The sequence below is a fragment of the Natrinema sp. H-ect4 genome, assembly GCF_041894845.1.
Taxonomy (GTDB): Archaea; Halobacteriota; Halobacteria; order Halobacteriales; family Natrialbaceae; genus Natrinema.
This window is the reverse complement of the sequence record NZ_JBHDYC010000009.1, coordinates 38888-63318: the sequence shown is the minus strand read 5'-3', so window position 1 is coordinate 63318 and position 24431 is coordinate 38888. Positions and strand designations below refer to the sequence as shown.

Genomic DNA, 24431 nt, shown 5'->3' with positions numbered 1-24431 from the left:
CAAATACAACAATTCTAACCTATGAGCGATGAAGGGGAACTGCTTGAGGCTACGATCGTAGAAGTACACGCTGACAGAACCAGCAGCAACGATACTCCATACTGCGCCTTAGAAATCGAATCGGGAGACTGGATATTCGTCTGGGAAGGCCACTGGAAAGACGAAATCGAAGACAACATCGAACAGTACAGAGGCCTCGACGCAGAGATATACGCTAAAGACAAAAGCGATGAAGAAGACGACGACCCATGGTACCACTTAGAGCTCGACCTACCGCAGAGTCCGGAGAAAGCCGGAGAGTTCCTCGACAGAAAAATCGCAAAGGATCAGGCCTCGGCGTATATCCCGTTCACTACATCAAGAAAATCCCATCCTTCCTCTGTCACTCTGTAAATCCGGTTTCTCCTATCCTCACTCGATTCCCGGGACTTTACGAGGCCATCATTTTCCAACCGTTGCAGGCTCTGGCTCACGTACTGCTGAGAAAACGGAAGACGAGACAAGATCTCTGATACAGTCTGCTGTTCCTCTTCTGCAGCAGCTTCCAGTACCTTTGTACACCCGCCCTTGACTACAGACGAATCGTCTAAACCAGTCACTGTTCCACCTCCGAGAGCTCATCAATACTGTAAAAATCCAAGACCTCTCCGTCGTCGACATCGTAAACCCCGATCGCATCGACAGGATCCTCTTCATCTAAATGTAGCAAATCATACTGAACTCCGTCTCCAGAGTCAACTCTGAAGCCAGGGAACTGTAGTCCGTACACCTCTGCACCCTGATCTTCTTCGAGAATCTGCCGGACCTTCCCAGCTGGAAGATCTAGTGGAAACAAATACTCCTCTTCTCCGAACTCGACAGTTCCACCGAGACCCTCGTTCAGCTCCTTAATGTACCGTGGCTGTCTGTACTCCGTAATTAGGGCACCACCCTTGGATAAATTATTTTCTCAGTACTATGTGGCTGTATCTCCCAGAGTGCTGTGTTCATCAAAACGGTCTCCTGCACATCCAACGCAAGCCATTTGACAAGGTTCACGGCTGTTCCACCGCCGAATCTTGAAAACACTTGATTAGTGCTTCTAGGCTTTTCCGCGGAAGAATACCCTGCCTCACTGCCGGCACCTCAGAGGTAATCTTCAAGCGAGGAGTCCGGATTTGAAGAAGAATCAGTGGAGGCCTGGTCCTGAATACTGATCGCAGTGAACTCAGATTTCTTCGCCCTCTTGACGATCCCGAGCTCTTCTTCCTCTTCGCCTTCCTGCTGCTGTTTACTGTGATTTTGAACCGCTTCTGGAACGGCACTAATCTCAGGTTCTGGTTGAACCTGAACCGTATCTCGACTTGCACTTGTCATAATCTATCAACTAATTGTTGTACTTCGTTTATATATCTTTCATTATTTCCTGTTCGCATTCACTTTTTCGAAGCATCAAGCAAGCTCTTTTCTTCTTCGCCAAGAGCCTTATCACCAAGCTTCGTTTTTCCATCATCAAGTTCTGAAAGGTATTTCTCCTGGCTCGCTGTACTGTAACCCTTGCGATCCAACCTCTCGTTGACCTTTTCATCCAATAGATCCATATCGCACTTAGAAAAGTAGACATACGGATTCTGGACCTCGTCATAATTCTTTCTACGGTCAACAAGGCCTTCTTTAATGAACTTGTTTAGCCTCCTTCTCACGAAAGATTTCGACTTAGCCCCTTGTTTGTCATTACCTTTCTCTAACTTGAAGGATTCACAGATCTCCCTGTAAGTCCTCCTAATATCATCAAGCTTTCTCATATCGTTCTCCATACAGTGAGTCAACGATGAAAGAACTATCAGCTCATGAAGGTCGCAGGACTGAATAGTCTTCTCTATCCTGTTTTCGTGGTAAATAGAGTGCGCCTCCTTAACTATCTCTTTTGGATTTTTGTCTTCTTGATGTACTTTAGCGACATTCTTCAAAACACGCATACCTTTCCTGATATCGCTCTCGTATTGATCTTTAACTTTCTTAGCAAGCCATGTGATAGCCTCCTTATCAAGAATATCTTCCTCAAAGGCTTCTCTATACCGGGCCTCAAGGATATCCGAGATCTCTTGAGCATAGTAGGGCTGACACTCTCTAGTCATCGGATCAAATCCGGACTCGTTATCCTCATCAAATTGCTTCATGTAGGATGTTATCGAAAAGTCATTTGAGATCCCCAGTAATGAGAACCTGTTAGCTAAGCCTTCACTGTAGACTTCCTCAATCCTTGAAAGATCGTAGATAACAGGCTTGATGTAGTTCCTGCCGTTCCTTTTCTTCAGAAAATCCAGTTCGTCAAGTACTATTAGATAGGTTTTACCAGAGGATTGCATCTCTTCGAACAGCCTCTCCTGGTTCCTATCATTTTTGATCCCTCTTTTCCAGTCGACACCTATCTGATCTGCTATCCCTTCGAATACTTTGCTGTAGGAGTTTCGAGTACTGCAGTTGATGTAGACAATCTCAATGGATTTTAGGTATTTGTCATCGTTTTCTTCTGAGAATTTCTCTATGGATGCTTTAGTTACCGCTGTTTTCCCCGTTCCGGATGCACCTGTTATGAAGGCGTTTTCTGGAGTTTTGCCTTCTTGGATGATCTTGGATAGAATATTTTCAAAGAGAAATTCCTGCAGGTCTTCTCGGTGCGGGAACTCGTCTGGTATGTAGCTTTTGTCGAGTTTTTCTTCGTTGATAGATGTGTCTTGGTCTATCTTCTCAGATTCTACTGTGAAGTCAATCATAGATATTACAACATATTCGCACCACTGTTTAAATACCTTCTCACCTTTGCGAAATTATATTGTTTCTTTTGCTATATTGTCCCTTTATGTACCCTACATTTCAATTGGAACACACCCGCCACTGGTGAAAACTTGAAAACTTTTTTCGTGAAGCCGGAGATCTGAGAGATATTTTCGAAAAGGACAAATAGAGAATAGACCACTATGAAACATTCACTTACTAATAACAACAATAATATAACAATGTTATATTAGAAAACTTTGGGGAAGAAATGTTTTCAGATTTTCACCGGTGGTGGGTGTCTTATTTATAAAGGTCAGAAATTTCGTCACCAGTGGTGGGTTTTGCTACTAATAAACAGTAACAGCACCCTTGTTTCGTTTGGAGAAAACAGCCTAAAAAAACAAAAAACACCCTGTACAGGAATGGACAGGCAGATCTTTCTAAGATTTCGTCATCGGTGGGGTGTAGCACTCACCTCAAAAAATTTCCAAGGGGTGTTTATAAATGAAATTACTGGAAGATCTCTTAAACTGCCCTACTCTAACTTTGTGAGGTCCGCGTAACACACCGGTTCGAAATATACTCCTATAATTTGTAATCAGTCCTCTATTTTTTCTTAATCTATCTCTCTGCAGTGTTTTGCACCATCATTTCGAACCGCGTTTTAGAGTTTTACTCAAGAGAGTTTTCTATGTCGTAGCTTTAGCGTAGCAGTCCTTTACATCAATTTTTGTATCTGTTCATAGTAGAAGTTATTGTTCTGGAGATAGTTGGTTCTAAGTAAGTGAGGGTCAGGAATACATGGTTGAAAACAGCGAGGAGCATCCCGTGAATACGTTTTTCAGTTTGTTAGAGGAAGCAGCTGAGCAGTATAACCGGATGCAGCAGAAGGATACCAGGGTAGGAAGTTCAGGCAGCAGAAGTGGTGTTGGTCGCTCTAGTGGTATCGGAGGCAGTAATGGTGTTGATGAAGGGTTTAGGCCGAAGGAGGGTGTTTCTCGGGCTGATTTCGTTACTCTGTATGAACGGGATGTTATCAATGTGGATGCGAGGGATAGGTGGATGAACTATATTCAGAGAGGTGAGTATCTGTCTAGATCTGATCTCCGGTCTCTTTCGGATCAAGGGGAGATGTATCCTTTTATCAGAGATACTTGTGTGGAGATCTTGGATGGTGAGCGGTTGAAGGATATTCTTCGGAGGCCTGCTTCTGATTATAGTTCGGTCGGAAGGGATTCGAGCTTGGGGTCTCAGCAGTTGCTTCTTCAACTACGTAACCAAGTTGAGCGCGGTGAGATAAGCCAGCGGGAGGCCTTGGATTTGCTCGAGGAGGCTGGTTTCCATCTCCCGGAAAGAAACAGCAATAGCGGTCGAGGCAGTGGTGTCGGAGGTGATCCTGAGGTCGAGCGTTTGAATGAGATGCTGGACCGGTTCCAGAACAACGGATAACCCGAGGATGACTGATTATTTTGCGAAGACGGCTCCGGAGAGTTTTCCGCATGTGCCTCGGGAGTTACGGGAGACGTTCAGACCTACAAAGTTCCCGGATTGGGTTGTTGAGGTCTGTGGACTGCATTTATTCGCAGCTGAGGGATCAAACTATGAGAGGACAGGTTCGAGTATCCCTGATCCAGGAGATATGCTGTACCGCTTAGAGGGGGATTGCCAGGATCAGAGCGTGTTGCTGGCGTCTCTGTATATGAGTGTGGACTTGGATGTACGCTTCGTCCGTGTGTCTAAGCCTGGTCAGAGCCATGTTTTGACAGAGGTGTACTGTCCTGTCCCGGATTCTGACCTGGTTTGCAGTGTGTTGCGGAAGTTCTACTCGAGGGAGCTGGGGAAGGATGTTGGCGAAGTCGCTTTCGAGGAGAGGAGCGGTGAGACGGGTTTCTGGCTGGTTGCTGATCCTGAGTGGAGCAGTTTCGTCGGAGATATTTCGACTCTGAGAGGCGACTATATCGCGGATTCTGCTTCTGGCTGGGAGTGGAGAGATCTTAGAGAAGTCCAGGAAATGTGAACAGGGCCGAAAAGGTCGGCATTAGTCCTCAACCAGTTCGATCTCGATAGATCCTGTTTCCTGAAGCTTCTCTACTTCCTCTGGCGAAAGCCAGATTGGGGCTCCTACAGCTTGTCCAGTTTGATCTGTCGAGCCGTTGATTCTGTGCTCTCCGATTGTTGATTCTCACCTCCGTCAGTCCTGGCGTACAGGTTCAGGGGTTTGATGTGCTCAAGGTACTCCTCCCGGACCTCGTCTCGCGGGATCTTTGTGTAAAGGTCCATTACCTCTTGGTCGCCGTCACCACGGAGATAACGGGTATAGTGGTCAGGCATACCGTTGTTCCTCATCAAGGACGTGAAGATCGTCCTGTAGTAGTGAGGAACGAACTTGTGGTGCCACCGTTTCTCATTTACTTCTTCCATGACTCCTGCCTGGACAGCTGCACGGCGAACCGATCGACGGATACGCTCCCTGTCGATACGGCCTCCACGGATCGAAGTGAACATATACTCTGAGTCATCTGAAATCGCCATTAGCCGGGTCATAGCTTGAACCGTTTCGTCATCGATCGGATTAACTGTCGTCGTTCCACCTTTCCTGTCTCTGAAGCGGATGAACCCGTCATCCAGCATCAGATCTTCTTCCTTCAGTGAGAGGACTTCATCGGTACGCGCCCCTGTCTTCGCCATGAGGACAGCTGCGGTTTTGTCGCGTGGATCAGAGATGTTTTGGACAATTTTTCTGCCTTTGTCCCAGGTGGCGGTATCTGGTCTTTCTCTGCGGACTCTACCTAGTTCCTCCAGGACGACGCCAGCAGGGTTACCTGTGATATCGTCGAACCTTGGGCGTTTCATTGCCCAGTCGTAGAAACTGCTGAGAGACTCGACGTAACGTCGTTTGGTGTTATCTGCGACGTCTCGTTTGTCGATGATCAGGACGTACTGCTCAATGTCTCCTACTACGACGTCCGATGGGTGTGTGTCGGGGAAGTGTTCGTGGAAGAACTTCGCGGCTGTCCGGCTGTACGCATTAAGTGTGCGGCGGCTCGCTCCTGTGGAGTCTTTGCTGCGGAGCCAGTCGTTGATGCATTCGTGTTTGTTTTTGAAGACTTTGTGATCCCAGACATCAGCGTCCAACAGTACTTCGTGTTTCTTTTCGCGTGGCATTTTCAGTCGTCACCTCCGTTGTCCTCGGTGAGTTTCCAGCCCCAGCCTCGTTCGTAGTCGACTTCATCTTGAGCTGCGAGAAAGTACAGTTGGTTCTCTACTGGCTGGCGCAGGGCTTCGTCTAAAACGCCGGACTCAACGATACTCCGAAGAATCTCATCCAGTTCCTGGTACTGGTCGGTAAGAACGTTTCGTAGAGTATCTGGTTCGAAGCTGATGGCTGCGGAGCTTTCGGACTCTTTTTCCTGTAGCCGTTGCTCAAGTTCCGCAACCTCTTCTTTGAGTTCTTGGATACGTTTTTGATCGCCTCCGGATCTCATCGCACCGTGTTCTCTGTATGCCCGTCCCTCCTGGATCAGTTTGTACAGGTACTTGGAGCGGGAGAGACCTGCCTTATCTGCTTCATCGTCCCACTGGTCTAGATCTTCTTCTTTGCATACGACCTGTGCGACTTCGCTGTCTTGTGCGAAGCCGCCGGTCTCTTTCCACTGCTTCTTGTTTTCTTCTGACATTGTGTTAGTCGACCTCCGATATGCCAGGAGAAGAGCGAGTTCGCTCCCTCGACCTCGGACATGACACAACTAGGTGTCAAATCTTTTATGTCCTACGTAGGACTGATTCTTTATGAGTGCCGAGGCCATCGATTTACATGTACCACATCCTTTGATTGGCTGGCGTGACCGGGAGCCTCAATCGTCGAGGACGGGGCGAAGACTTCGCTCGACGGCACGCTCGACGTGAAGTGCAGTTGTATCGAACAGCGGGGTCTCGGGGCAGTCCCGTTGCTCGACCAGGAGCTCGATTTCGGTACACCCGAGGACGATTCCCTGGGCACCCTTCTCGACCAGACCGTCAATCACGTCGAGATATCGCCCTCGAGACTCCTCTCGCACCTGTCCGGTCGTCAGTTCCTCGAAGATGATCCGGTCGACGACTTCGCGGTCGTCGATACCGGGCACGACCGTTTCGACTCCGCGCGAGCCGAACCGCTCGTGGTAGAACGCCCCCTCCATCACGGCTTTCGTCCCAAGCACCCCGACCGTCTCGACCCCGTCGGCGCGGATCGCATCAACCGCGGCGTCGACGATGTGGAGAAACGGGATCGACAGCTCGTCGACGAGTTGCGGAGCGACGCGATGCATTGTGTTCGTCGCCATGACGACGAAGTCGGCACCGCCGGCTTCTATAGTAACAACTGCAACTAGTTACACACTGATCGCACAGCTGTCGGGCGATCAGGTGTGCAGTGACTTGCAGTGGCTACTATAGCTCGAGCGCCACGTCGACCAGTAGCTCACCCGCCTCTTCCCACCGTTGGTCCCGAATACAGCGTTCGATCCGGGCGAAGTTAACGCTGCGAATGAGGTCGAACTCGTCAAGTATGAGTCGAACTAAGTCGACCGCTCGAGCAGCCCACAAAAAACCTACTCCTGCGACGTGCGGAAGGCTCGGACGGTATCTCGCTTGCCCACCTCGACGTCGACCTCGAGCAACCCGAGCTCGGTAAACACGCGGTTCCAGTCGCGGTGATAGAGGGGGAAGTCGTCGTTGACGTAGCTCACGTCGGGGTCGGCCGACTCCGGGTGATCGGTCTGCTCATCGTCTTCGCCCTCGTTTTCGACCGTGATGAGGAGGTCGTCGGTGATCCGGCAGATGTCCTCGAGGACCCACTCTGCGTCCGGGTGGAGGTGCTGGAGTGTCTCGACCGAGTAGACGACGTCGAACTGGTCGTCGTCGAAGTCGCCGACGACGTCTTCGATGGTGTCGTGGTAGAATGTGCCGGCGGCAGCGAGGTCGGGGTAAGTCTCCTCCATGACGTCGAACGCGTCGTCGTTGACGTCGATTCCTGCCAGGTTATCGAAGCCGTGCTCGTAGAGGTGTGCGAGGTGCCGGCCCGAGCTACAGCCGAGTTCGAGGACGGACGCGTCTCGGTCGACGAAGCGATCGAGACGCTCGAGAATCGACTCGCTGCGCTCGTCCGGGCCGTAGTAGGCGTAATACTCCGGGGAGTACTCTCCGGTCCGCTCTGCCCACTGGCGACGAACCTCGTTAGAATTCACGTGCACCATAACCGGTGAACACCTAAAGTCTAGTCGGACTCCGACTGGTCTTCGTCGGGCGCTATTATCTGGTTCGTATCCGCGTCCCGCTCTCGATACAAAATCAGTCGGCATCGCCGACGCTGGCTTCGTGTGTGAGCGCACCGATTCCCTCGCCCTTGGGGTGATAACGAGCCGGGTGCGGTGAGACTGGCCGTGTTCGATAATCCGAGGGTCTACGTGTCTCGCACCCGGAGTACGACTGTCAAATGACGATCGAATCGTCGCCCGGAGGCCGTGACGGTCGGGAAACCGTCCGGTTCTACCTTCTGGATCACCAGACGCCGCTGGGAAAGACGATCGACATCGCGCTGTTGGTTCTCAACCTCGTCTTCGTCGCCGTCTTCGTCGCCGAAACTTATCCGCTCTCCGCCGAGCTTCAGTCTCGACTCTGGCAACTCGAGATAGCGATCGGCGTCGTGTTTCTGGTGGAGTACATCCTCCGACTCTACGGTGCGGCGAATCGCCTCGAGGAGGCCACCGATCCCTACACCGTGGTCGACCTGATCGCGATTCTTCCGACGTTCCTCGTGGTGTTGCTGCCGGGCGTCGCGATGGTCGCCAACGTCGGCTTCCTGCGCGTGGTTCGGGTCGTCCGCGTCCTCCGGTTTTACCGGTTTACGCAGGACGCGGAGTTCTTCTTCGGGACGATTTCGGATAACGCCTTACGCGCGCTGAAGCTGTTGTTGACGGTGCTGGTGCTTCTTTTCGTCTCTGCTGGCCTGTTCTACAGCGCGGAACACGTCGTCAACCCCGACGTCAGTACGTTTGGCGACGCGTTCTACTACGTCGTGGTCGCGCTGTCGACCGTCGGGTTCGGCGATATCGTCCCGATCACGACCGCAGGGCGGTGGGTCACGGTCGCAGCGATCCTGGCCGGTATCATCGTTATTCCGTGGCAGGCGAGCAGGATCGTCCGCGAGTGGAGCCACAGGGGGAAGATCAACGTCACGTGCCCGAACTGTGGACTCTCGTATCACGACCGCGATGCGTCACACTGCAAGGCGTGTGGCCACGTCATCTATCAGAAAAACGACTCGCGCGAGTAGGCCGAACGGAAACTGATCGTCCCACTCGGAGACTACAGAGCCGAGACAACGACTCAGGTGTTTATTCTCGTTCCATACGCACGTTTTCTTCCTGCCGCTGTGTGACGAGTGATTCGTCACTCTCACGTTCGGGAGCACGGGTTGTCACCGGTACGTCGACTGTCGATACAACTGCGGCTGAATAACACCGGATCGCCGGGGATGAGAGATGAGAACGGGAGCGGATTGCCGGATAACGAGTGGGTTTCTCCAGCTGTATCCCTGGGTAGAGGCCCAATATCTGAAGATCTGGGCACTCTCTTCCTGGTATCCGAAGTCCGAGAATACAGCCGTCGATGAGGGATACGACAGTCGTCGAAAACCCGATCGAAAAAATATGAGTTATCAGTCTGGAGTCGAGCACTTGCAATACCGACCCACACCGATCAATAATGTCTGGTAAATACGACCTCGTAATCGTCGGCGGTGGTATCAGTGGTGCATCACTTCTTTACACGACCGCGAAGTTCACTGATATCGACTCGATCGCGCTGATCGAAAAGGAATCGGAGATCGCAGCGATCAACTCCCACCACACGAACAACTCACAGACCCTCCACTTCGGGGATATCGAGACGAACTACACGCTCGAGAAGGCCGAAGAGGTCAAAGAGGGAGCGGAACTCCTCGCGGGCTATCTGGAAAACACCGACCCCGACCGAGAGATGCACGCCAAGCGCAGCAAGATGGTGCTCGGCGTCGGTGACGAGGAGGTCGCGGAACTCGAGCAACGGTACGAGGACGACGGCTTCGGCGACCTCTACCCGAAGCTTCGACCGATCGATCGCGAGGAGATCGGCGAGATCGAGCCCAAAGTCGTGGAGGGCCGCGACCCGTCGAAGGACATGCTCGCGCTGCAGACGCCGGACGGCTACGTCGTCGATTACGGCGAGACGACGAAGTCGTTCGTCGAGCAAGCCGCCGAAGAGACGAACGTCGATATTCACACCGGGACGGAAGTCACGGACATTACGCCGACGCTCGACGGCTACACGATCGAGACGGACGACGGGCGCTTCGACTGTGACGCGACCGTCGTCGCGGCCGGCTCGCACAGCCTCCAGATCGCGAAGGAACTCGGCTACGGCCAGGACAAGGTCCTCCTCCCCATCGCCGGGAGCTTCTTCCTCGCGGACGACCTCCTGAACGGGAAGGTCTACACGCTCCAGATGAAGAAGCTGCCCTTCGCCGCGGTCCACGGCGACGCGGACGTCCACGACTCGTCGATCACGCGATTCGGGCCGACCGCGAAGCTCGTCCCCACGCTCGAGCGCGGGCGCATCACGACCGTCAAAGACTTCCTCGACGTGTTCGGACTGAACGCGGCGGCGTTCCTGAGCTACGCCAACATCCTCTCGGATCGGATCCTCCTGCCGTACGTGCTCCGGAACCTCGTCTACGACCTCCCGAACGTCGGCCGGAAACAGTTCCTGCCCCACGTCCAGAAGGTCGTCCCGAGCGTCGAACTCGAGGACATCGAACGCGCCAAGGGCTACGGCGGCGTTCGCCCGCAGATCGTCGACACGAAGAACAAGTCCCTGGACATGGGCGAGGCCAAGATCGTCGGCGACGACGTCATCTTCAACATCACGCCGTCGCCGGGTGCCTCGACGTGTCTCAAGAACGCCATGCGGGACACGAACACGGTGCTCGAGTTCCTCGGCGACGAGTACGAGTTCGACGAGGAGGCGTTCCGCGAGGAGACGATCGACAACTTCCCGCGCGGCGACGACTCCGACGGGCCGAAGGCGATCAAACCCAGCGCCGACGACTGACTGACTGGACACCGCCAGACGGAACCGGACGTACTACCGGACGTTATTCGGATTTTTCGCTCGTGCCTTTCCCCATCCGTTCGCTATAGTCCCAGCTGTAGACCGCTCGCGGCTCGAGTCGGATGCGAACCTCGTCGCGGTCGTCGTCGAGCAGTCGCTGTGCGAGCGGGGACTCCGTCCCACCGAGATATCGCTCGATGAGGGCCCGCAAGAGCGTCTTCTCGCTATCGGATGAGAGTTCGACGGTTCCGTTCCCCCTGATCCCGCGGTAGGGGATGTCGTTGGTCGAGATGTCGAAGGCGACCTCGGGATCGCGTCGGAGGAAGCGTACCACGTCCGCGTTCGCTCCCGTCGCACACTCGAGCGAGCCGTCTCGATAGCGAAACCACAGCGTGACGACCCACGGCGAGTCGTCCGGCCGTCGGGTGGCGATCCGGACCGGGATCGTCGCCTCCTGCAGGAACTCCTCGACCTCGTCTTCGGTCCACGTGCCGCGGAAGTCGGTCATGTCCGGGTACACGTGGCGGAGTCCAAAAAAGCCGACCGGCCGGTGGTTGGTTTGGCGGATCGACGTTCACGGATCGACCGGTCTCATCGCACTCGCCGACTCGTTCCCCGTCGATTCGTTCCCCGCTGACTCGTTCGCACTCGAGTCCGCCGCGCCGAGCAGGTCCGTCTCGAACGTCCGTTCGTACGAGATGAACTCGAGCGGGATCGTGCGCTCGACGCCGCCGTACTCGAGGGTCGCGTCGAAGTCGACGGTCAGGTTCGACGCCTCGTCGTTCCGGAGGTGCGTGACCCACCACTCGTCGAGCCTGGAGTTATCGATGGCTGCAGTCGCCTCGAGCGATTGCGTACTGTCGGGCTCCAGCACGGTCCGTTCGGCGGCGGTGCCCGCTCCGACGACGATTCCGTTCAACTGGACCGTGTACCTGATCTCCGTGATCGGTACCGGGATCGGCGTCGGGTTGGTCACCGTCGCCGACGCGTCGATCGGCGTTCGGTTCGCAGTGGCGTTCCCCCACGTTGCGTTCGTCTCGTCGACGACCATCACCGTCCGACCGTACGCCTGAAACTCCTGACTCTCGTTCGTCTCGAGCGGATCGAGCAGGTCCGTGTGGACGGTTCGAGTGCGCGTCCACTCGTCCGCCGGAAGGCGGATGCCGGCGACGTCGACGACGATGTCAGGTTGGACTCGCACCGTCGTCGTCTCGTTGCGTTTGATATGGGATACCCACCACGCCGGAATCTCGTCGTTATCGAGCCACGTCGAGACACTGACGGTACTCTCGTCGCCATCGAGGGAGACGCGATTTTCTCGCTCCGTCGCGAACTCGATGTCGTTCATCGAAACCGTATAGGAGATGTCCGCCGCGGCGTCGCCGACGCGGAGCAACAGCGGACTGTCGACGCCGATCCGTGTCTCGACTTCGGTTCGGTCGTTCGTGACGGCTCCCCACTCGTTGTCGACCGATTCGACCTGCGGCCGGTCCACCGCGAGGACGCCGTAGGCTGCGGTTGCGACGAGCAAGACGACTGCGAGAAACAGTACGAGTCCCGTTCTGCGACGAACCATCTGCAGACGCTTCCACGCGACCGTAGTTCCGGCGTCGCGTTACACGTTCAGGCCATTGATATCCGGGGTGATCGTTCCCCGGTCACGGACGGGACTACCGCGGTCACTGCAGCGCCGCGGGGCCGTCCTCGAGCGCCGCGAGGACCGTCTCGATGTGCTCGTCCCGCGCGGGCGAGTCGAACAGCTGATGGCCGCCCTCGTAGGCGATTCGGTTCGCCTCGGGCGCTCGCTCTTCGATCGCCGCGGCGCTGACGACGGCGTCGTCGGGCGTGTAGAAGACGACGCCGGTCGCCTCGAATTGAAACGGCGGCAGGTGTGACTGGGCGCGTTTCGCCTCCCGCAGGAAGGTCGGCGCGACGCGGTCGGGAGTCTCCTCGAGTTGCCGGTCGGTGGCGAGTTCGCCCAGCATCTCGCGCTCTGTACCCCCGGTCGGGAGAATCGATCGCGAGAGGGGGAGCGTCATCGCCAGCGAGACGATCGGATTCCGCATGTCCGCGTGGAACCCCCACCACGGACTCAGGTAGACTCGGTGCTCGGCCCCCTCGAGATACTCGGCGACGAGGCCGCCTGTGCTGTGGGTGAGCAGCCGGTACGACTCGAGTTCGTCGACGGCGTCGACGATCGGTTTCACCCACTCCGTTTCGAAGTCGGTGACGACGGTCGGTAACTGAAAGACGGTGACGCGGTAGTCGGCCTCGACGAACCGATCGACGAGCCACCGCACGTTCTCGTGTTCGATCCGGTTCCCCCACCCCAGCACGACGACGAGGTCGCGGTCTCCCACCTCGTTGAACACCTCGTGTTGCATACGCGTCGGCATATTCGGGGACTCATTGTATAGTCCCACCTGTCATCTCGGTCGTCGCTCTCTCAGTGAAACGTTTATTACAGTCTCGCGATATGGTATGAGGTAACATGTCAGGGAAAGACCGGGCCGCCGATTACGTCATCGTCGGCGCGGGGCCGGCGGGGTGTGTGCTCGCGAACAGGCTGTCGGCCGATGCCGACACCGAGGTACTGCTACTCGAGGCCGGGACGCCGGACGAGAACCGCGAGATCGGCATTCCGGCGGCGTTCTCGGACCTGTTCCAGTCGGGGGTCGACTGGGACTATCACACCGCGGCCCAGTCGGAACTGCACGACAGGGAACTCTACTGGCCCCGCGGGAAAACGCTGGGCGGTTCGAGTTCGATCAACGCGATGATCTACGTGCGCGGCCAGCCCGCGGACTACGATCACTGGGCGGATCTGGGGAACGACGGCTGGGGGTACGAGGACGTCCTCCCCTATTTCATGCGGGCCGAAGACAACGAGCGCGGCCCCTCGGAGTACCACTCGATCAGCGGGCCGCGCCACGTCGCCGATCTCCGGTCGCCGAACGAACTCAGCGAGGCGTTCGTCGATGCCGGACGGGCGGGCGGCCTGGCCCGTAACGAGGACTTCAACGCCGGCGAACAGGACGGGGTCGGCTTCTACCAGGTTACCCAGGAGGACGGCCGTCGCCACAGCGCCGCCGACGCGTACCTGAAACCGGTGCTGGATCGGCCGAACCTGACCGCGGTGACGGGAGCGCGGGTGACGCGGATCCGCTTCGACGGGACGACGGCAGTCGGCGTGGCGTACGCTCGAGACGATGCCGACGGGAGTCCCGCGACGGTCGATGCGACCGAGGAGGTCATCCTCTCGGCCGGTGCCGTCAACTCGCCCCACCTGCTCATGCTCTCCGGCGTCGGCCCGGCGGACCACCTCGCGGAACACGGTATTTCCGTCGTCGAAGAACTTCCCGGCGTCGGCCGAAATCTCCAGGATCACCTGCAGGTCGGTGTCAACTACGAGTGCGAACAGTCGATCAGTCTCGCCGACGCGGACTCGATCCGGAACCTGCTCAAATACCTGACGTTGAAGACGGGCCCGCTGACCTCGAACATCGCCGAAGCCGGCGGCTTCGCGACCGTCGCCGAGGACGCCGACCAGCCCGATATCCAGTTTCACTTCGCCCCGTCGTACTTCGTCGATCACGGGTTCGACAACCCCGACGGGCACGGCTTCTCTCTGGGCGCGCTCCGGCTCCGTCCCGACAGCCGCGGCCGGATCGCGCTCGAGTCCGCCGACCCCTTCGACGAACCGGCCATCGACCCGCAGTATCTGACCGAGGGCGACGATCTCGAGGTGCTGCTCGAGGGGGTCAAACTGGTCCGGGAGATCCTGCAGGCCGAGCCGTTCGACGAGTATCGCGGGGCGGAGGTCCTCCCCGGCTCCGATGTGCAAAGCGACGAGGAACTGATCGAGCACATCCGCGAGACGGCCGAGACGCTGTACCATCCCGTCGGCACCTGCAAGATGGGCGACGACGATATGGCCGTCGTCGACGACCGGCTCCGGGTCCGCGGGATCGAGGGGCTGCGCGTCGTCGACGCCTCGGTGATGCCGACGATCACGAGCGGCAACACGGACGCGCCGACGACGATGATCGCAGAGCGGGCGGCTGATTTCGTTCGGAACGGTGCCTGATCGATGCCGGGCAGTCGTTCACGTCGCCCTGAAAGTGGTGTATCAGTAACTATTTCTCCGCTCCGGCCCAAGGGTCAGGAGAGCCGTCTGGCTCGAGATACCATGAACGTCGATGAATTCGTCAGCGCGAACGAACCGAAAGACGGCGGCGAGACCTTCCAGCTCGAGAACGGCAAGCTACTGGACGTCGACCTCGACGGTTCGGTAACTGCCAAGGCCGGATCGATGATCGCGTACGACGGGGACATCTCCTTCGAGGGGAAGTCCTCCGCCGAAGGCGGAATCACCGGATTCCTCAAGGAGAAAGCCACGAGCGAGGGAACGCCGGTGATGGAGGCAACCGGTACGGGTCACCTCTATCTGGCGGATCGGGAAAAGAAGATCCAGCTCCTCGAACTCGACGCCGGCCAGTCGATTTCGGTCAACGGGAACGACGTGCTCGCGTTCGAGTCGAGCGTGAACTACGAGATTCGGACCGTCAAGAGCATCGCCGGCTTCTCGGCCGGCGGCATGACCAACGTCTTCCTCGAGGGTCCCGGCAGCGTCGCGATCACGACCCACGGCGAACCGCTGGTCCTGACACCTCCCGTCAGGACCGATCCCAGTGCGACCGTCGCCTGGAGCGGGACCACCCCCAGTAGTCACGTCGACAGCGCCCTCTCGAACATGATCGGGCAGTCCTCGGACGAGACCTACCAGCTCGAGTTCACCGGCTCGGAGGGATTCGTCGTCGTCCAGCCCTACGAGGAACGGACACCACAGCAGTAGCGCCGCAGTAGCAGGCAGTATCAACATCGGATCGCAGTACGTATGCCCGTTCGTTCGGTACCCGTTTCGAGACGAGTTCCATGAGACGACGAGCGCTCGGCGCGATTTCGGCCGCGGTCGCACTGACACTCCCCTGGGTCGCCGTGGTGGTAGCCACCGATCTCCTCCCCTGGCTCGCGACGGCCCTCGGGTTCGAGTATCGAGCGCCGGCTGCGCTCCGAACGCTCTCGACGCTCAGCACGGTGACCGTGACCGGACTCACCGTCCTCGGTTCGGCGTTCCTCCTCGCGTGGGCCGCCGAAACCGCCGAAAAGGACGTGCCACGAGCGTTCGCGATCGCGGTCCTCGCCGTGTTGGCGGTCGCGCCCGAGTACGCCGTCGACGCGCTGTACGCGTGGAACGCGGGCGTATTCGCGGGGACCGAGCGAGGGATCGAAGCCGGCAACCTGGCGGTCGCCAACATGACCGGCGCGAACCGGATCCTCATCGGCATCGGCTGGGCCGGCATCGCCCTCTTTACGATCTTCCGCCGGGGGTCGTCGGCCGATCCCGCCGTCGAGAACCGTCCCGGCTTCCTCACCGATGTCGTCATCCTTGATCGAGAGATCGGCCTCGAGATCGTATTCCTCCTCATCGCGACGCTCTGGGCGTTCCTCGTCCCGCTCAACGGCGGAATCGACGTCTTCGACATGTTGTTTCTGGTCGGCCTCTACGTCTGCTATATCGCGGTCATCCTCCGTGGCGAGGTCGAACCGGATATGGACCACGTCGGCGTCCCGGCGTACCTCCAGGGCTTCTCGAGACCGGGCCGAATCGCGACCGTCCTCGTGCTCTTTGCCTACTCCGGCGTGATGATCTTTACCGCCGTCGAGCCCTTCGCACACGGGCTCGAGTCCCTCGGTGAGAGCGTCGGCATCCCCTCCTTTTTCATGATCCAGTGGATCGCGCCGTTGGCATCCGAAGCGCCGGAACTCATCGTCGTCGTCTACCTCGTGAATAAGGCGCGCTCGACGGCGGGCTTCAACGCGCTCATCTCGTCGAAACTCAACCAGTGGACGCTGCTCATCGGGACCCTCGTCGTCGTTCACTCACTCGCGCTGGGTCGCTACGGCGTGCTCGCCTTCGACTTCAAGCAATCCGCGGAGATCTGGTTGACCGCCGCCCAGTCATTTTTCGCCGTCTCGCTGCTAGTCCGGTTCGAAATCTCGGTCAGAGAAGCGCTCACCCTGCTCGTTTTGTTCCTCTCGCAGGTCCTCCTTGAGTTCATCATCATCAGAGATTACGCGACGCTGCCGGTCTCGAGCACAGAGTTGTTGCTCGTCTACAGCGCGATCTACATCGTCCTCGGGACAGTACTGTTCGTCAGCCGGCGGCGGGCGTTCGGCCGTCTCATCCAGCGGACGGCGGGGACCGTCGGCGACGCGATGCCGATTGGCGGAGATCGACCACAAAGCGTCGACGACTGATACGGACTGCTGTCAGTCAGTTCCGGTGCGACCGCGATACGGCCTGCGGTCGCACCGGTAAATCGTTACAGCAGACCGTATGAATCGGCCGGCCACAGACCTACGTTTGCGGCGGTGGTATCGTCACCGTCGATGCCTTCGATCGGTCCGGTACGATCCGACGCTGTGATCGTTTTCGCGATCGCGATTGCCCTCGCCCTGATTCACCTCTTCGCCGGCCGACTGGGCGTCAGCGGCCGGGTACCCCGAAGCCGATGGCTGTCGATCGCCGGCGGCATCTCGGTCGCGTACGTCTTCGTTCACCTCCTTCCGGACGTCGGGGACGCGGCGGCGACGCTTGCAGAACGCGGGGACCCGACCGCCTTTGCCGAACACCACGGGTATCTGATCGCGCTGCTCGGATTCGTCACCTTCTACGGCCTCGAACAGCTCACTCGGCAGTCGAATACCGATCCGGACGGAATCGTCGAATCGGCCGGAACCGGCGTCTTCTGGATCCACGTCGGATCGTTCGCCGCCTACAACGCGATCATCGGCTACCTCCTGTGGGACCGCGAACTCGGCAGTGTCCTCCTGTTTGCCGTCGCGATGGCGCTGCACTTTCTCGTCACGGACGATAGCCTCCGAGATCACCACGGGCGGACGTACCACCGCCGCGGCCGGTGGATACTGTCGGCGGCGGTGATCGCCGGTGCCGGTGTCGGGTACGCGTTCGAGGAGGTCGAACTCCTCGTCGCGGTGTCCGTCCCGTTTCTGGCCGGCGGAATCATACTCAACGTGATCAAGGAGGAACTGCCGTCGGATCGCGAGAGCCGGTTCTGGGCGTTCGCCGGCGGCGCGGCAGGATACGCCGCGTTGCTATTGTTCGTGTAAGCCCGCCGCCGCAAACGGGACCGTTTTATCGCTCCACCGTAATCTCCCGCTATGAAGCTTCGCCGGCCGCGCCGTCCGCAGGACTTCCGGCTCGCGGACTCGGCCCAGCAGATCGTCGGCGGGTTCCTGCTCGCCGGTCCGTTCGTGGTCACCGAAGAGGTCTGGACGCTCGCGGGAAACATGCACGACCTGCAGGCGCTGGCGATCGTCGCTATCGTCTTCACTATCGGCTACGCGGCGCTGTACAAGGCGGACACGACCAGAGACGCGGACGACGAACAGGAAGTCGCCGGGATCCCGATCCGTTTCATCTCGCTGATGCTGGTCACCTTCGGCTCGGTCACCATCCTCGCGTTCCTGTTCGGTGCTCCCGAGACGTTCCTCGAGCCCGAGACGAACGGCGAGTTCGCCGAGGTCACGTTCAAAGCCGTGGCCGTGGGTTCAGTCTTCAGCGTCATCGGCGCGGCGACGGCCGACAGCATCTTTGCGAAGTAACGGCGCTTGGCTACCCTCGACGTCAGAGGTGTGAGTCGTCGTACGACTCCTTGGATCGCTCCGCGTGGGCGTTCCCGCAGTCGCGACACTCGAGCCGTTCCATATTGTCCATCGAGACATCGAGCGAGCCGCAGTTCGCACAGTAGTAGCCGTACTGTTCCTCGTGGGCCTCGTCCTCGTAGGTGACGTGAAATGACGCCGCAGTGCCGGACTCCTCCTCGTCGCGAGCGATGTACACCGTTTTCCCGTCGTCGTTCGTCGCCGTCAGATGACCGTCCGTCGTCTCCGTTTCGGGAAATTCGGTCGTCTCTGCGTCCGATTCATCCGCCCGCGACTCCGTCGGGAGCTCCACGTCGATATCCGAATCCGTGTACACGTACTTCACCAGGGACTCGCCGGCGACCTCGATACGGCGGTCGCCGTCGTGCTCGAGACCGAACCGTTCGACGAACTGGTGACCCTCGGTGTTGGCCTCGAGGACGGTCACGCAGACGTGGTCGGCACCGCGGTCGCGGAGGGCCTCGGTCGCGGTCTCGTACAGCTCCGTTCCGATACCTTTGCCTCGGTGCTCGGGGTCGACGAACAGCCAGTTCACCTCGCCCCACTCGTCCTCGAGGCGGCCCTCGACGAAGCCGGCGATGATCGTCCCCTCGATCTCCTCGCCGGTTTCGACGACGTGAAGCTGGGTGTCCTCGTCGTCGATCTTCTCGGCGATGGCCTCGTCGGCGAACTGACCGTCGGTAATCCCGTCGATCTGCTGTGGACTGAGCCTGAACGAACTCGTCATCGAACTGTCCACGACCTCGAGAATCCGCTCGGCTTCGTCGGGTTTGGGTTCCCGAATTTCCATACCGGATGAACGGTCCCGTTCCGGATAAGATGGCTGCCGGCGGAAACAAGCGACGCTCCGAGTCTGCCCGGCCGTAAGTGTGTTATTCCTCTCCACCGCCGCCGGTGACGACCACCGGACGATCCGAACTGAGAATAATTCCCTGGGTAGTGCTGCCGAAGATCGCTTTCCCGACCGGCGAGCGCTTTCGGCCGCCGAGAACGATCGAGTCGACGTCGTAGGCCTCGGCTTCCGCGAGAATGTCGTCTTCCGTGTCGCCGCTGTCCTCGAGGATCGTCACCTCGATGCCGGCGTCCTCGAGGGCCTCCTGTGCGCGGCGGACGGAACCGATCCGCGAGGCCGACTTGAACGTCTCGAACTCCTGTGGGAGATCGTCGCTGTCCTCGGTGAAGACGAACAGGAGATAGGCCTCGACCGATTCCGCGGCGTTCGGCAGTGACGTTACGTATTCAGCCTGCGCCAGCGCACGTTCCTCGTTCGTATCGACCGGGATTAACACGCGGTACATGGCCCGACGTTCGGATGGGGTGACAATAAAACCCGCTCTGGCTCTCACCGTTTCGGCACTCAGCAGTTTCGATACGTGCGAGACTCGAGAACTGACGAACTCGAGGTGAGGTTCAGCCGTGCGCCAGCACGTACACGAGTCCGATCAGTCTTCTTCGGCTTCCGTTTCCTCGGCTTCCGTTTCTTCGGCTTCCGTTTCCTCGGCTTCCGTTTCTTCGGCTTCGCTTTCCGCTGCCTTCTCGTCCCCGTCGGTTCCACCGGTCGATTCCTCGCTCGTGTCGCCTTCGCCTTCGACTTCGATCTCCGCTTCGACTTCGATCGTCAGCCCGTTCGCCTCGAGTTCACCTTCGAACTCTCGTTCGTCGCCGACCTCGATCTCGAGTTCGTTTGAGTCCACTTCGACTTCGACCTCAATGTCGACGGTGACGTCCTCGTCCATACGTGTCGTTCACCCGTCGTCCCTAAAGGAATATCGCGTGTTCTCGAAGGCCGAATTCGATCGCTCGATCACGATTCCGGAGATGTCAACTCGGTCCGGAACGTACTTTTAGGCTGACCGAAAATAGGGGGTATGACCGATCCCGTCCGCGTAACGCTTGAGGGACGCGACGAATCCACCTCCGTTCGCGTCTACGACGACGAGGGCGACGTCTCGACCGACGACGCGACGTTTCGATTCAGCGTCGACGGAGGAAATGGGGGCTCGAGCAGCGACGAAACCGATGCGACTGATGGAGCCGATGAAACCGACGAGATCGCTCCCGGACGGTCGGCGGCGGCGAGCGACGACCCCCGACGCATCGCTCCGCTCGCGGCCGTTCCGACGAACGGAACGCTTCGGTGCGAGGCTCGGGCCGGGAATCGGGGAATCGAACTGATCCTCCGACGAACGGGCGACGAGGTGTCCGCGTGGCGAAACTCGTGTCCGCACAGGCCGACGGTTCGACTCGATCCCGGCTCCGGCGCGATCGTCCGCGACGACCACCTAGTGTGTCACGAACACGGCGCGCGCTTCGAGTGCGATGACGGCGTTTGCACGGCGGGACCGTGCCGCGGTGCGACGCTCGACTCCGTCGCCGTGACCGCTCGCGACGAGACCGTCTACCTGCTAGACGATCGATTCGAGTCATGCCACCGACTGGACGGACCGGTCGCGTGATCGGCTCGACCGATTCGTTCGGTCGCGACGCCGTCGCCTGTCGATAACAGTGAGCAAACGAGTACATTCAGCTTTGATACCCGTATACTTCTTTTCCGACTCGATCCAAACAGGTGTATGTCTCCACCGATCGAGGATGCGATCACCATTCTACTGGTCGAACCCAACCCCGGCGACGCGCGGCTGTTCTCAGAATCGTTCAAGGACGCAAACATCGCAATCGACATTCACACGGTCACCGACGGCGAAGCGGCGCTCGATTTCGTCTACCAGCGCAACGATCACGCCGAGAGCCCGCGTCCGGACATGATTCTGCTGGACGTGCACCTCCCCGATGTCGACGGCGCCGATATCCTCTCCGAACTCAAGTCCGAACGGGCGTTGCGGTCGATCCCCGTGATCGTGCTGACGAGTTCGGCGTCGGAAGAGGACATCGCCCGTTCGTACGACCTCCACGCGAACGCGTACGTCCAGAAACCGGTCGAACCGGACGAATTCATCGATCTCGGCCGCTCGTTCGAAAATTTCTGGCTGACCTTCGTGCGTCTCCCCGGCGAACAATCCCCCTAGACGGTCGGAACCGCCCCGCTCGAGACGGCTACGACTCGAGCAGGTCTGGTAGCGCGTTGATCGACTCGATGACCGCCGCCGCGCCCTCGCGCTCGTACTTCCGCCGTCCCTCCTCGCCGGTCAGCCCGCCGGTCAGCACGCCGATTCCGCGGTACTCCCGGGTCGAATCGGCGTCGCCGGCGTTGACCGCCGTCCGGATATCGTCCAGCGTGTCGCCGACGAAGACGACCGACTCGGCGTCGAATCGCTCCGCGAGCGTCGTCAACGCCCGTGGGTGGGGCTTTCCTTCTTCCCAGTCGTCCATCGTAAAGCGGTGCTCGACCGGAATCGCGTCGTCGAGCCCGACTCGGTCCAGCGCGATCTCGGCTTCGGCTTCCGGCCGACCGGTCAGGACGCCGACGTCGTACCCCTCGAGCAGCCGATCTCTCGCCTCGGCGTCGAGCAACACCGGCTCGTCGTGGATGAAGCCCGGCGTCTCGCGCTCGAGGTCGGGTTCGCCGCCCTCGAGGCCGCGATAGAGTTCGTCGCCGAGGTACAGTTGCTGGAAGACGTCCCGGAGCCGCTCGCGGTCCCAGCGGTTCGTCACGCGCTGGGTCGCCCGCGCGCCGATCGCCTCGCGGACGACGGTTTCGGCCGCCTCGAGGCCGCCGCCCGCGGCGGCGATTCCGTCGGTGTATTCCTCGAGGGAGTCGCGATAGCCTTCCTCGGTCGCGAGGATGTAGAGTGCGGCGGCGTCCGTCAGTTCCCAGTCGTTGTTGAACCCACCCGCGTCTTTGAACAACTGAATGTCGTCCTTGCGGATCGTCCGGTCGTAGACCGCGTCGACGGATTCGACGATCGCTCGCCGGTAGGAGTCGGCCACGTCGACGAGTACCCCGTCGATATCGAGGACGACGGCATCTGCGTTCATAGCCGTCCGAACGGGCCGACGGGGATAAAAGAGACCGATTTCAAAGCCCGCCGAGCCCCATGACCCACGCCGCCAGGATGAACAGGCCGATCGCGTAGAGCACGTCCGCCCAGAGCCACGAGAGCAGGTTCGCGACGTAGATCACGACGATGATCGGAACACCGAGTAACACCCTCGGCGACCTCCGCCACTCGGCGCGCGACCGAGTCCAGAGAACGTTCGCGTCCCCCCTGCTCGGAAACGCGTGCATCCCGATCGAGAGCCCCAGCCAGCCGAGGACGGTTGCGGCGGCGATCGTCCCGTTCGAGACGGTCCGGAGATCACCGACCGTCGTGACGAGCGCTGTGAGACCCAAGAACGCAGCGAACGCGACCACCGTGTTGACGAGAAACGGCGCGACGCTGACGACGAACGACGCCCGATACCGCTCGGGCGTGACGTGTTGGACATACCCCGGCGGATCATCGAACCGGAAGTACGCGACCTCGAGGACGGGGACCCCGACGAGATCGCAGGCCTGTTTGTGGGCGAACTCGTGGACGACGACGCCCGGGAGCGTAAAGAGTCGGAGCAGGAGCCGAACGAGGGCGACGATACCGACGAGTACCGCCGCCAGCACCGCAACGGCGACCGCGATTACGACGGCGTAGATGACGTACTCGGCGTTCACGATCGTTGAAATGAACTGCTTTCAAATAACTCATTCGTGCCGATCTCACGCTTGTGTCGGCCTCACACGTGTCTGGCTCGCGATTGTGTCGATATCACATGGTTCGGCCCACGGCGCACGTGTCCGGCTCACGGCACACGTGTCCGGCCCACGGCACACGTGTCCGGCTCACGGTCGTGTCTGCTCATCACGCTCACTCGGGCAGCGCTCGAGCGACGTACAGCGTCCCCGACGCGATCGTCTTCCGTTCGACCGGCACTGCGGGCTGGTCACCGCCCAGCGTCGTAAACACGAAATCGGCGTCGGCGTTGCGGGCCGCCTCGAGCGCCGGCCGGTGGAGTTCCGGCGGCAGGTTTCGCGCGTACACCACGTCTGCACTCGCGTAAACCGCGGGGTCGGGATCGACGATATCGTCGCGGACGAACCGCACTCCCTCCGGCACGTCGCGGTCGTGGATATCGGTCGCAGTGACCGATACTCCCCGTTCCGCGAGCGCCCGAGCGGGGTCGCTCCGGCGGCCGATCCCGATCTCGACGGCACGCTCATAGCTCGCGAGGTACTCGTTCATCGTCTCGAGATTCCGGCGAGAGTGGGCCACGGCGGGACGTTTATGCCACCCGCGGCCATAGCCCTTGCTATGCTCGTCGATATCGTGCCGGTCGGCAACGTCCCCGCCGAGGTCAAGCGGGCGGCCTCCACCGCGTTGCGATCGGTCTACGACTGCGACGTGACGGTCAACGACTCGCAGTCGGTCCCCAACGGAGCCTACGACTCCGATCGAAACCAGTACTCCGCCGAGACGTTCATTCAACTCGCCGAACGGGTCGGCCGCGGCACCAAAAACATCGCGATCACCCCTCACGACCTCTTCTACCGACGGCGCAACTACGTCTTCGGACTGGCCTACCTCGACGGTAGCGGGAGCGTCGTCTCCACCTATCGGCTGCAGACCTCGAGCGACGGCGGCTTCTCGAACCAGAGCGCCGCCGACATCTTCGAGGACCGCGTCCGCAAAGAGATCGTCCACGAGATCGGCCACACCTACGGCCTCGAGCACTGCGACAACAACCGCTGCGTGATGAACTTCTCGCCGACGGTCCGCGAGGTCGACATCAAAGAAGAGAACCTCTGCGGGAGTTGTCAGCGACTTATTAGCTAATACCTGCCAGCTAGTATTGACGCGGTACCG

The 24431-nt window shown here is 59.0% G+C and carries 29 protein-coding genes and 1 pseudogene; 13 read left to right on the top strand and 17 right to left on the bottom strand.

Translation table 11 applies throughout. From position 1 onward, the window contains the following. The first annotated feature begins 21 nt into the window (after positions 1 to 21). Entirely contained in the window at positions 22 to 393 is a 372-nt protein-coding gene (locus tag ACEWFR_RS12890) for a hypothetical protein (protein ID WP_374061419.1), read from the top strand. Here ACEWFR_RS12890 and ACEWFR_RS12885 read toward each other — a convergent pair. The 4 genes from ACEWFR_RS12885 to ACEWFR_RS12870 form a co-directional block, all read right to left on the bottom strand. Further along, a complete protein-coding gene (locus ACEWFR_RS12885) occupies positions 327 to 599 on the bottom strand; it encodes a MarR family winged helix-turn-helix transcriptional regulator (RefSeq protein ID WP_374061418.1) in 273 nt (90 codons plus the stop codon). The genes ACEWFR_RS12890 and ACEWFR_RS12885 overlap by 67 nt on opposite strands. Further along, complete coding sequence (locus ACEWFR_RS12880) at positions 596 to 835, bottom strand: hypothetical protein (protein ID WP_374061417.1); 240 nt, start codon at positions 833 to 835, stop codon at positions 596 to 598. Before ACEWFR_RS12880 ends, ACEWFR_RS12885 begins: the two co-directional genes overlap by 4 nt. 290 nt (positions 836 to 1125) lie before the next feature. Further along, on the bottom strand, positions 1126 to 1356 hold the full coding sequence (locus ACEWFR_RS12875; protein WP_374061416.1) for a hypothetical protein: 231 nt from the start codon (positions 1354 to 1356) through the stop codon (positions 1126 to 1128). Between the two features lie 59 nt (positions 1357 to 1415). Beyond that, complete coding sequence (locus tag ACEWFR_RS12870) at positions 1416 to 2756, bottom strand: Cdc6/Cdc18 family protein (protein WP_374061415.1); 1341 nt, start codon at positions 2754 to 2756, stop codon at positions 1416 to 1418. A gap of 805 nt (positions 2757 to 3561) precedes the next feature. Here ACEWFR_RS12870 and ACEWFR_RS12865 point away from each other — a divergent pair. Together ACEWFR_RS12865 and ACEWFR_RS12860 are read left to right on the top strand one after the other, a co-directional pair. Next, positions 3562 to 4209: a hypothetical protein gene (locus tag ACEWFR_RS12865; RefSeq protein WP_374061414.1), complete on the top strand. Its 648-nt coding sequence runs from the start codon at positions 3562 to 3564 to the stop codon at positions 4207 to 4209. 7 nt (positions 4210 to 4216) lie between these two features. Continuing rightward, entirely contained in the window at positions 4217 to 4777 is a 561-nt protein-coding gene (locus tag ACEWFR_RS12860) for a hypothetical protein (RefSeq protein ID WP_374061413.1), read from the top strand. Positions 4778 to 4881: 104 nt separating this feature from the next. Here ACEWFR_RS12860 and ACEWFR_RS12855 read toward each other — a convergent pair whose 3' ends face one another. From ACEWFR_RS12855 to ACEWFR_RS12840, 4 genes and pseudogenes are all read right to left on the bottom strand, one after another. Continuing rightward, positions 4882 to 5925 carry a tyrosine-type recombinase/integrase gene (locus ACEWFR_RS12855; RefSeq protein ID WP_374061412.1) on the bottom strand — a complete coding sequence of 348 codons (1044 nt, stop codon included), beginning with the start codon at positions 5923 to 5925 and terminating at the stop codon, positions 4882 to 4884. A gap of 2 nt (positions 5926 to 5927) precedes the next feature. Further along, positions 5928 to 6437, bottom strand: coding sequence for a hypothetical protein (locus tag ACEWFR_RS12850; RefSeq protein ID WP_374061411.1), 510 nt, complete (start codon positions 6435 to 6437; stop codon positions 5928 to 5930). 177 nt (positions 6438 to 6614) lie between these two features. Then, positions 6615 to 7344 (bottom strand): annotated as a pseudogene (locus ACEWFR_RS12845) (aspartate/glutamate racemase family protein). A gap of 5 nt (positions 7345 to 7349) precedes the next feature. Continuing rightward, positions 7350 to 7985 (bottom strand): class I SAM-dependent methyltransferase, encoded by a 636-nt coding sequence (locus ACEWFR_RS12840; RefSeq protein WP_374061410.1) that lies wholly within the window; start codon positions 7983 to 7985, stop codon positions 7350 to 7352. A 248-nt stretch (positions 7986 to 8233) separates the two neighbouring features. On the opposite strand from ACEWFR_RS12840, the gene ACEWFR_RS12835 reads away from it, so the two are divergent. Both ACEWFR_RS12835 and ACEWFR_RS12830 read left to right on the top strand, forming a co-directional pair. After that, positions 8234 to 9073 carry a potassium channel family protein gene (locus ACEWFR_RS12835; protein ID WP_374061409.1) on the top strand — a complete coding sequence of 280 codons (840 nt, stop codon included), beginning with the start codon at positions 8234 to 8236 and terminating at the stop codon, positions 9071 to 9073. Positions 9074 to 9504: 431 nt separating this feature from the next. After that, entirely contained in the window at positions 9505 to 10887 is a 1383-nt protein-coding gene (locus ACEWFR_RS12830; RefSeq protein ID WP_374061408.1) for an FAD-dependent oxidoreductase, read from the top strand. Positions 10888 to 10930: 43 nt separating this feature from the next. Here the strand turns inward: ACEWFR_RS12830 and ACEWFR_RS12825 are convergent, their stop codons facing one another. The 3 genes from ACEWFR_RS12825 to ACEWFR_RS12815 all read right to left on the bottom strand — a co-directional run bounded on the left by ACEWFR_RS12825 (position 10931) and on the right by ACEWFR_RS12815 (position 13271). Beyond that, entirely contained in the window at positions 10931 to 11395 is a 465-nt protein-coding gene (locus ACEWFR_RS12825; protein ID WP_374061407.1) for a pyridoxamine 5'-phosphate oxidase family protein, read from the bottom strand. 66 nt (positions 11396 to 11461) lie between these two features. Continuing rightward, positions 11462 to 12463 carry an LEA type 2 family protein gene (locus tag ACEWFR_RS12820; RefSeq protein ID WP_374061406.1) on the bottom strand — a complete coding sequence of 334 codons (1002 nt, stop codon included), beginning with the start codon at positions 12461 to 12463 and terminating at the stop codon, positions 11462 to 11464. A gap of 103 nt (positions 12464 to 12566) precedes the next feature. After that, a complete protein-coding gene (locus ACEWFR_RS12815) occupies positions 12567 to 13271 on the bottom strand; it encodes an alpha/beta hydrolase (protein WP_374061405.1) in 705 nt (234 codons plus the stop codon). 107 nt (positions 13272 to 13378) lie between these two features. Between ACEWFR_RS12815 and ACEWFR_RS12810 the strand changes: the two genes are divergently transcribed. The 5 genes from ACEWFR_RS12810 (at position 13379) to ACEWFR_RS12790 (ending at position 18576) form a co-directional block, all read left to right on the top strand. Next, positions 13379 to 14974, top strand: a complete 1596-nt coding sequence (locus ACEWFR_RS12810) for a GMC family oxidoreductase (protein ID WP_374061404.1) — start codon at positions 13379 to 13381, stop codon at positions 14972 to 14974. 102 nt (positions 14975 to 15076) lie between these two features. Then, on the top strand, positions 15077 to 15742 hold the full coding sequence (locus tag ACEWFR_RS12805; protein WP_374061403.1) for an AIM24 family protein: 666 nt from the start codon (positions 15077 to 15079) through the stop codon (positions 15740 to 15742). Positions 15743 to 15822: 80 nt separating this feature from the next. Beyond that, positions 15823 to 17208, top strand: a complete 1386-nt coding sequence (locus ACEWFR_RS12800) for a sodium:calcium antiporter (protein ID WP_374061402.1) — start codon at positions 15823 to 15825, stop codon at positions 17206 to 17208. A 132-nt stretch (positions 17209 to 17340) separates the two neighbouring features. Next, positions 17341 to 18081, top strand: coding sequence for a hypothetical protein (locus ACEWFR_RS12795; protein ID WP_374061401.1), 741 nt, complete (start codon positions 17341 to 17343; stop codon positions 18079 to 18081). A gap of 51 nt (positions 18082 to 18132) precedes the next feature. Further along, positions 18133 to 18576 carry a DUF2391 family protein gene (locus ACEWFR_RS12790; RefSeq protein WP_374061400.1) on the top strand — a complete coding sequence of 148 codons (444 nt, stop codon included), beginning with the start codon at positions 18133 to 18135 and terminating at the stop codon, positions 18574 to 18576. A gap of 22 nt (positions 18577 to 18598) precedes the next feature. Here ACEWFR_RS12790 and ACEWFR_RS12785 read toward each other — a convergent pair whose 3' ends face one another. From ACEWFR_RS12785 to ACEWFR_RS12775, 3 genes are all read right to left on the bottom strand, one after another. Then, a complete protein-coding gene (locus ACEWFR_RS12785; RefSeq protein ID WP_374061398.1) occupies positions 18599 to 19426 on the bottom strand; it encodes a GNAT family N-acetyltransferase in 828 nt (275 codons plus the stop codon). An 82-nt stretch (positions 19427 to 19508) separates the two neighbouring features. Next, positions 19509 to 19934 (bottom strand): universal stress protein, encoded by a 426-nt coding sequence (locus ACEWFR_RS12780; protein WP_374061397.1) that lies wholly within the window; start codon positions 19932 to 19934, stop codon positions 19509 to 19511. A 144-nt stretch (positions 19935 to 20078) separates the two neighbouring features. Next, positions 20079 to 20372 carry a hypothetical protein gene (locus ACEWFR_RS12775; protein ID WP_374061396.1) on the bottom strand — a complete coding sequence of 98 codons (294 nt, stop codon included), beginning with the start codon at positions 20370 to 20372 and terminating at the stop codon, positions 20079 to 20081. Between the two features lie 132 nt (positions 20373 to 20504). On the opposite strand from ACEWFR_RS12775, the gene ACEWFR_RS12770 reads away from it, so the two are divergent. Then, positions 20505 to 21092 carry a Rieske (2Fe-2S) protein gene (locus ACEWFR_RS12770; protein ID WP_374061395.1) on the top strand — a complete coding sequence of 196 codons (588 nt, stop codon included), beginning with the start codon at positions 20505 to 20507 and terminating at the stop codon, positions 21090 to 21092. Positions 21093 to 21209: 117 nt separating this feature from the next. Then, on the top strand, positions 21210 to 21662 hold the full coding sequence (locus ACEWFR_RS12765; RefSeq protein ID WP_374061394.1) for a response regulator: 453 nt from the start codon (positions 21210 to 21212) through the stop codon (positions 21660 to 21662). Between the two features lie 28 nt (positions 21663 to 21690). On the opposite strand, the gene ACEWFR_RS12760 is transcribed toward ACEWFR_RS12765, so the two are convergent. From ACEWFR_RS12760 to ACEWFR_RS12750, 3 genes are all read right to left on the bottom strand, one after another. Further along, positions 21691 to 22572: a TIGR01548 family HAD-type hydrolase gene (locus ACEWFR_RS12760; RefSeq protein WP_374061393.1), complete on the bottom strand. Its 882-nt coding sequence runs from the start codon at positions 22570 to 22572 to the stop codon at positions 21691 to 21693. Positions 22573 to 22612: 40 nt separating this feature from the next. After that, positions 22613 to 23242, bottom strand: coding sequence for a DUF3267 domain-containing protein (locus ACEWFR_RS12755; RefSeq protein WP_374061392.1), 630 nt, complete (start codon positions 23240 to 23242; stop codon positions 22613 to 22615). Between the two features lie 193 nt (positions 23243 to 23435). Next, positions 23436 to 23840: a UPF0146 family protein gene (locus ACEWFR_RS12750; protein ID WP_374061391.1), complete on the bottom strand. Its 405-nt coding sequence runs from the start codon at positions 23838 to 23840 to the stop codon at positions 23436 to 23438. Between the two features lie 39 nt (positions 23841 to 23879). Here ACEWFR_RS12750 and ACEWFR_RS12745 point away from each other — a divergent pair, with 39 nt between their 5' ends. Next, positions 23880 to 24401: an archaemetzincin family Zn-dependent metalloprotease gene (locus tag ACEWFR_RS12745; protein WP_273737153.1), complete on the top strand. Its 522-nt coding sequence runs from the start codon at positions 23880 to 23882 to the stop codon at positions 24399 to 24401. Positions 24402 to 24431 lie beyond the last annotated feature (30 nt).

Bases quoted from the DNA above. Each gene is read 5' to 3' on its own strand.
- ACEWFR_RS12825 (WP_374061407.1), bottom strand. From the start codon at position 11,395: ATGACCGACTTCCGCGGCACGTGGACCGAAGACGAGGTCGAGGAGTTC.
- ACEWFR_RS12820 (WP_374061406.1), bottom strand. From the start codon at position 12,463: ATGGTTCGTCGCAGAACGGGACTCGTACTGTTTCTCGCAGTCGTCTTG.
- ACEWFR_RS12830 (WP_374061408.1), top strand. From the start codon at position 9,505: ATGTCTGGTAAATACGACCTCGTAATCGTCGGCGGTGGTATCAGTGGT.
- ACEWFR_RS12890 (WP_374061419.1), top strand. From the start codon at position 22: ATGAGCGATGAAGGGGAACTGCTTGAGGCTACGATCGTAGAAGTACAC.
- ACEWFR_RS12855 (WP_374061412.1), bottom strand. From the start codon at position 5,925: ATGCCACGCGAAAAGAAACACGAAGTACTGTTGGACGCTGATGTCTGG.
- ACEWFR_RS12780 (WP_374061397.1), bottom strand. From the start codon at position 19,934: ATGTACCGCGTGTTAATCCCGGTCGATACGAACGAGGAACGTGCGCTG.
- ACEWFR_RS12775 (WP_374061396.1), bottom strand. From the start codon at position 20,372: ATGGACGAGGACGTCACCGTCGACATTGAGGTCGAAGTCGAAGTGGAC.
- ACEWFR_RS12785 (WP_374061398.1), bottom strand. From the start codon at position 19,426: ATGGAAATTCGGGAACCCAAACCCGACGAAGCCGAGCGGATTCTCGAG.
- ACEWFR_RS12835 (WP_374061409.1), top strand. From the start codon at position 8,234: ATGACGATCGAATCGTCGCCCGGAGGCCGTGACGGTCGGGAAACCGTC.
- ACEWFR_RS12815 (WP_374061405.1), bottom strand. From the start codon at position 13,271: ATGCAACACGAGGTGTTCAACGAGGTGGGAGACCGCGACCTCGTCGTC.
- ACEWFR_RS12770 (WP_374061395.1), top strand. From the start codon at position 20,505: ATGACCGATCCCGTCCGCGTAACGCTTGAGGGACGCGACGAATCCACC.
- ACEWFR_RS12795 (WP_374061401.1), top strand. From the start codon at position 17,341: ATGCCTTCGATCGGTCCGGTACGATCCGACGCTGTGATCGTTTTCGCG.
- ACEWFR_RS12805 (WP_374061403.1), top strand. From the start codon at position 15,077: ATGAACGTCGATGAATTCGTCAGCGCGAACGAACCGAAAGACGGCGGC.
- ACEWFR_RS12800 (WP_374061402.1), top strand. From the start codon at position 15,823: ATGAGACGACGAGCGCTCGGCGCGATTTCGGCCGCGGTCGCACTGACA.
- ACEWFR_RS12860 (WP_374061413.1), top strand. From the start codon at position 4,217: ATGACTGATTATTTTGCGAAGACGGCTCCGGAGAGTTTTCCGCATGTG.
- ACEWFR_RS12745 (WP_273737153.1), top strand. From the start codon at position 23,880: ATGCTCGTCGATATCGTGCCGGTCGGCAACGTCCCCGCCGAGGTCAAG.
- ACEWFR_RS12810 (WP_374061404.1), top strand. From the start codon at position 13,379: ATGTCAGGGAAAGACCGGGCCGCCGATTACGTCATCGTCGGCGCGGGG.
- ACEWFR_RS12875 (WP_374061416.1), bottom strand. From the start codon at position 1,356: ATGACAAGTGCAAGTCGAGATACGGTTCAGGTTCAACCAGAACCTGAG.
- ACEWFR_RS12865 (WP_374061414.1), top strand. From the start codon at position 3,562: ATGGTTGAAAACAGCGAGGAGCATCCCGTGAATACGTTTTTCAGTTTG.
- ACEWFR_RS12850 (WP_374061411.1), bottom strand. From the start codon at position 6,437: ATGTCAGAAGAAAACAAGAAGCAGTGGAAAGAGACCGGCGGCTTCGCA.
- ACEWFR_RS12760 (WP_374061393.1), bottom strand. From the start codon at position 22,572: ATGAACGCAGATGCCGTCGTCCTCGATATCGACGGGGTACTCGTCGAC.
- ACEWFR_RS12790 (WP_374061400.1), top strand. From the start codon at position 18,133: ATGAAGCTTCGCCGGCCGCGCCGTCCGCAGGACTTCCGGCTCGCGGAC.
- ACEWFR_RS12765 (WP_374061394.1), top strand. From the start codon at position 21,210: ATGTCTCCACCGATCGAGGATGCGATCACCATTCTACTGGTCGAACCC.
- ACEWFR_RS12870 (WP_374061415.1), bottom strand. From the start codon at position 2,756: ATGATTGACTTCACAGTAGAATCTGAGAAGATAGACCAAGACACATCT.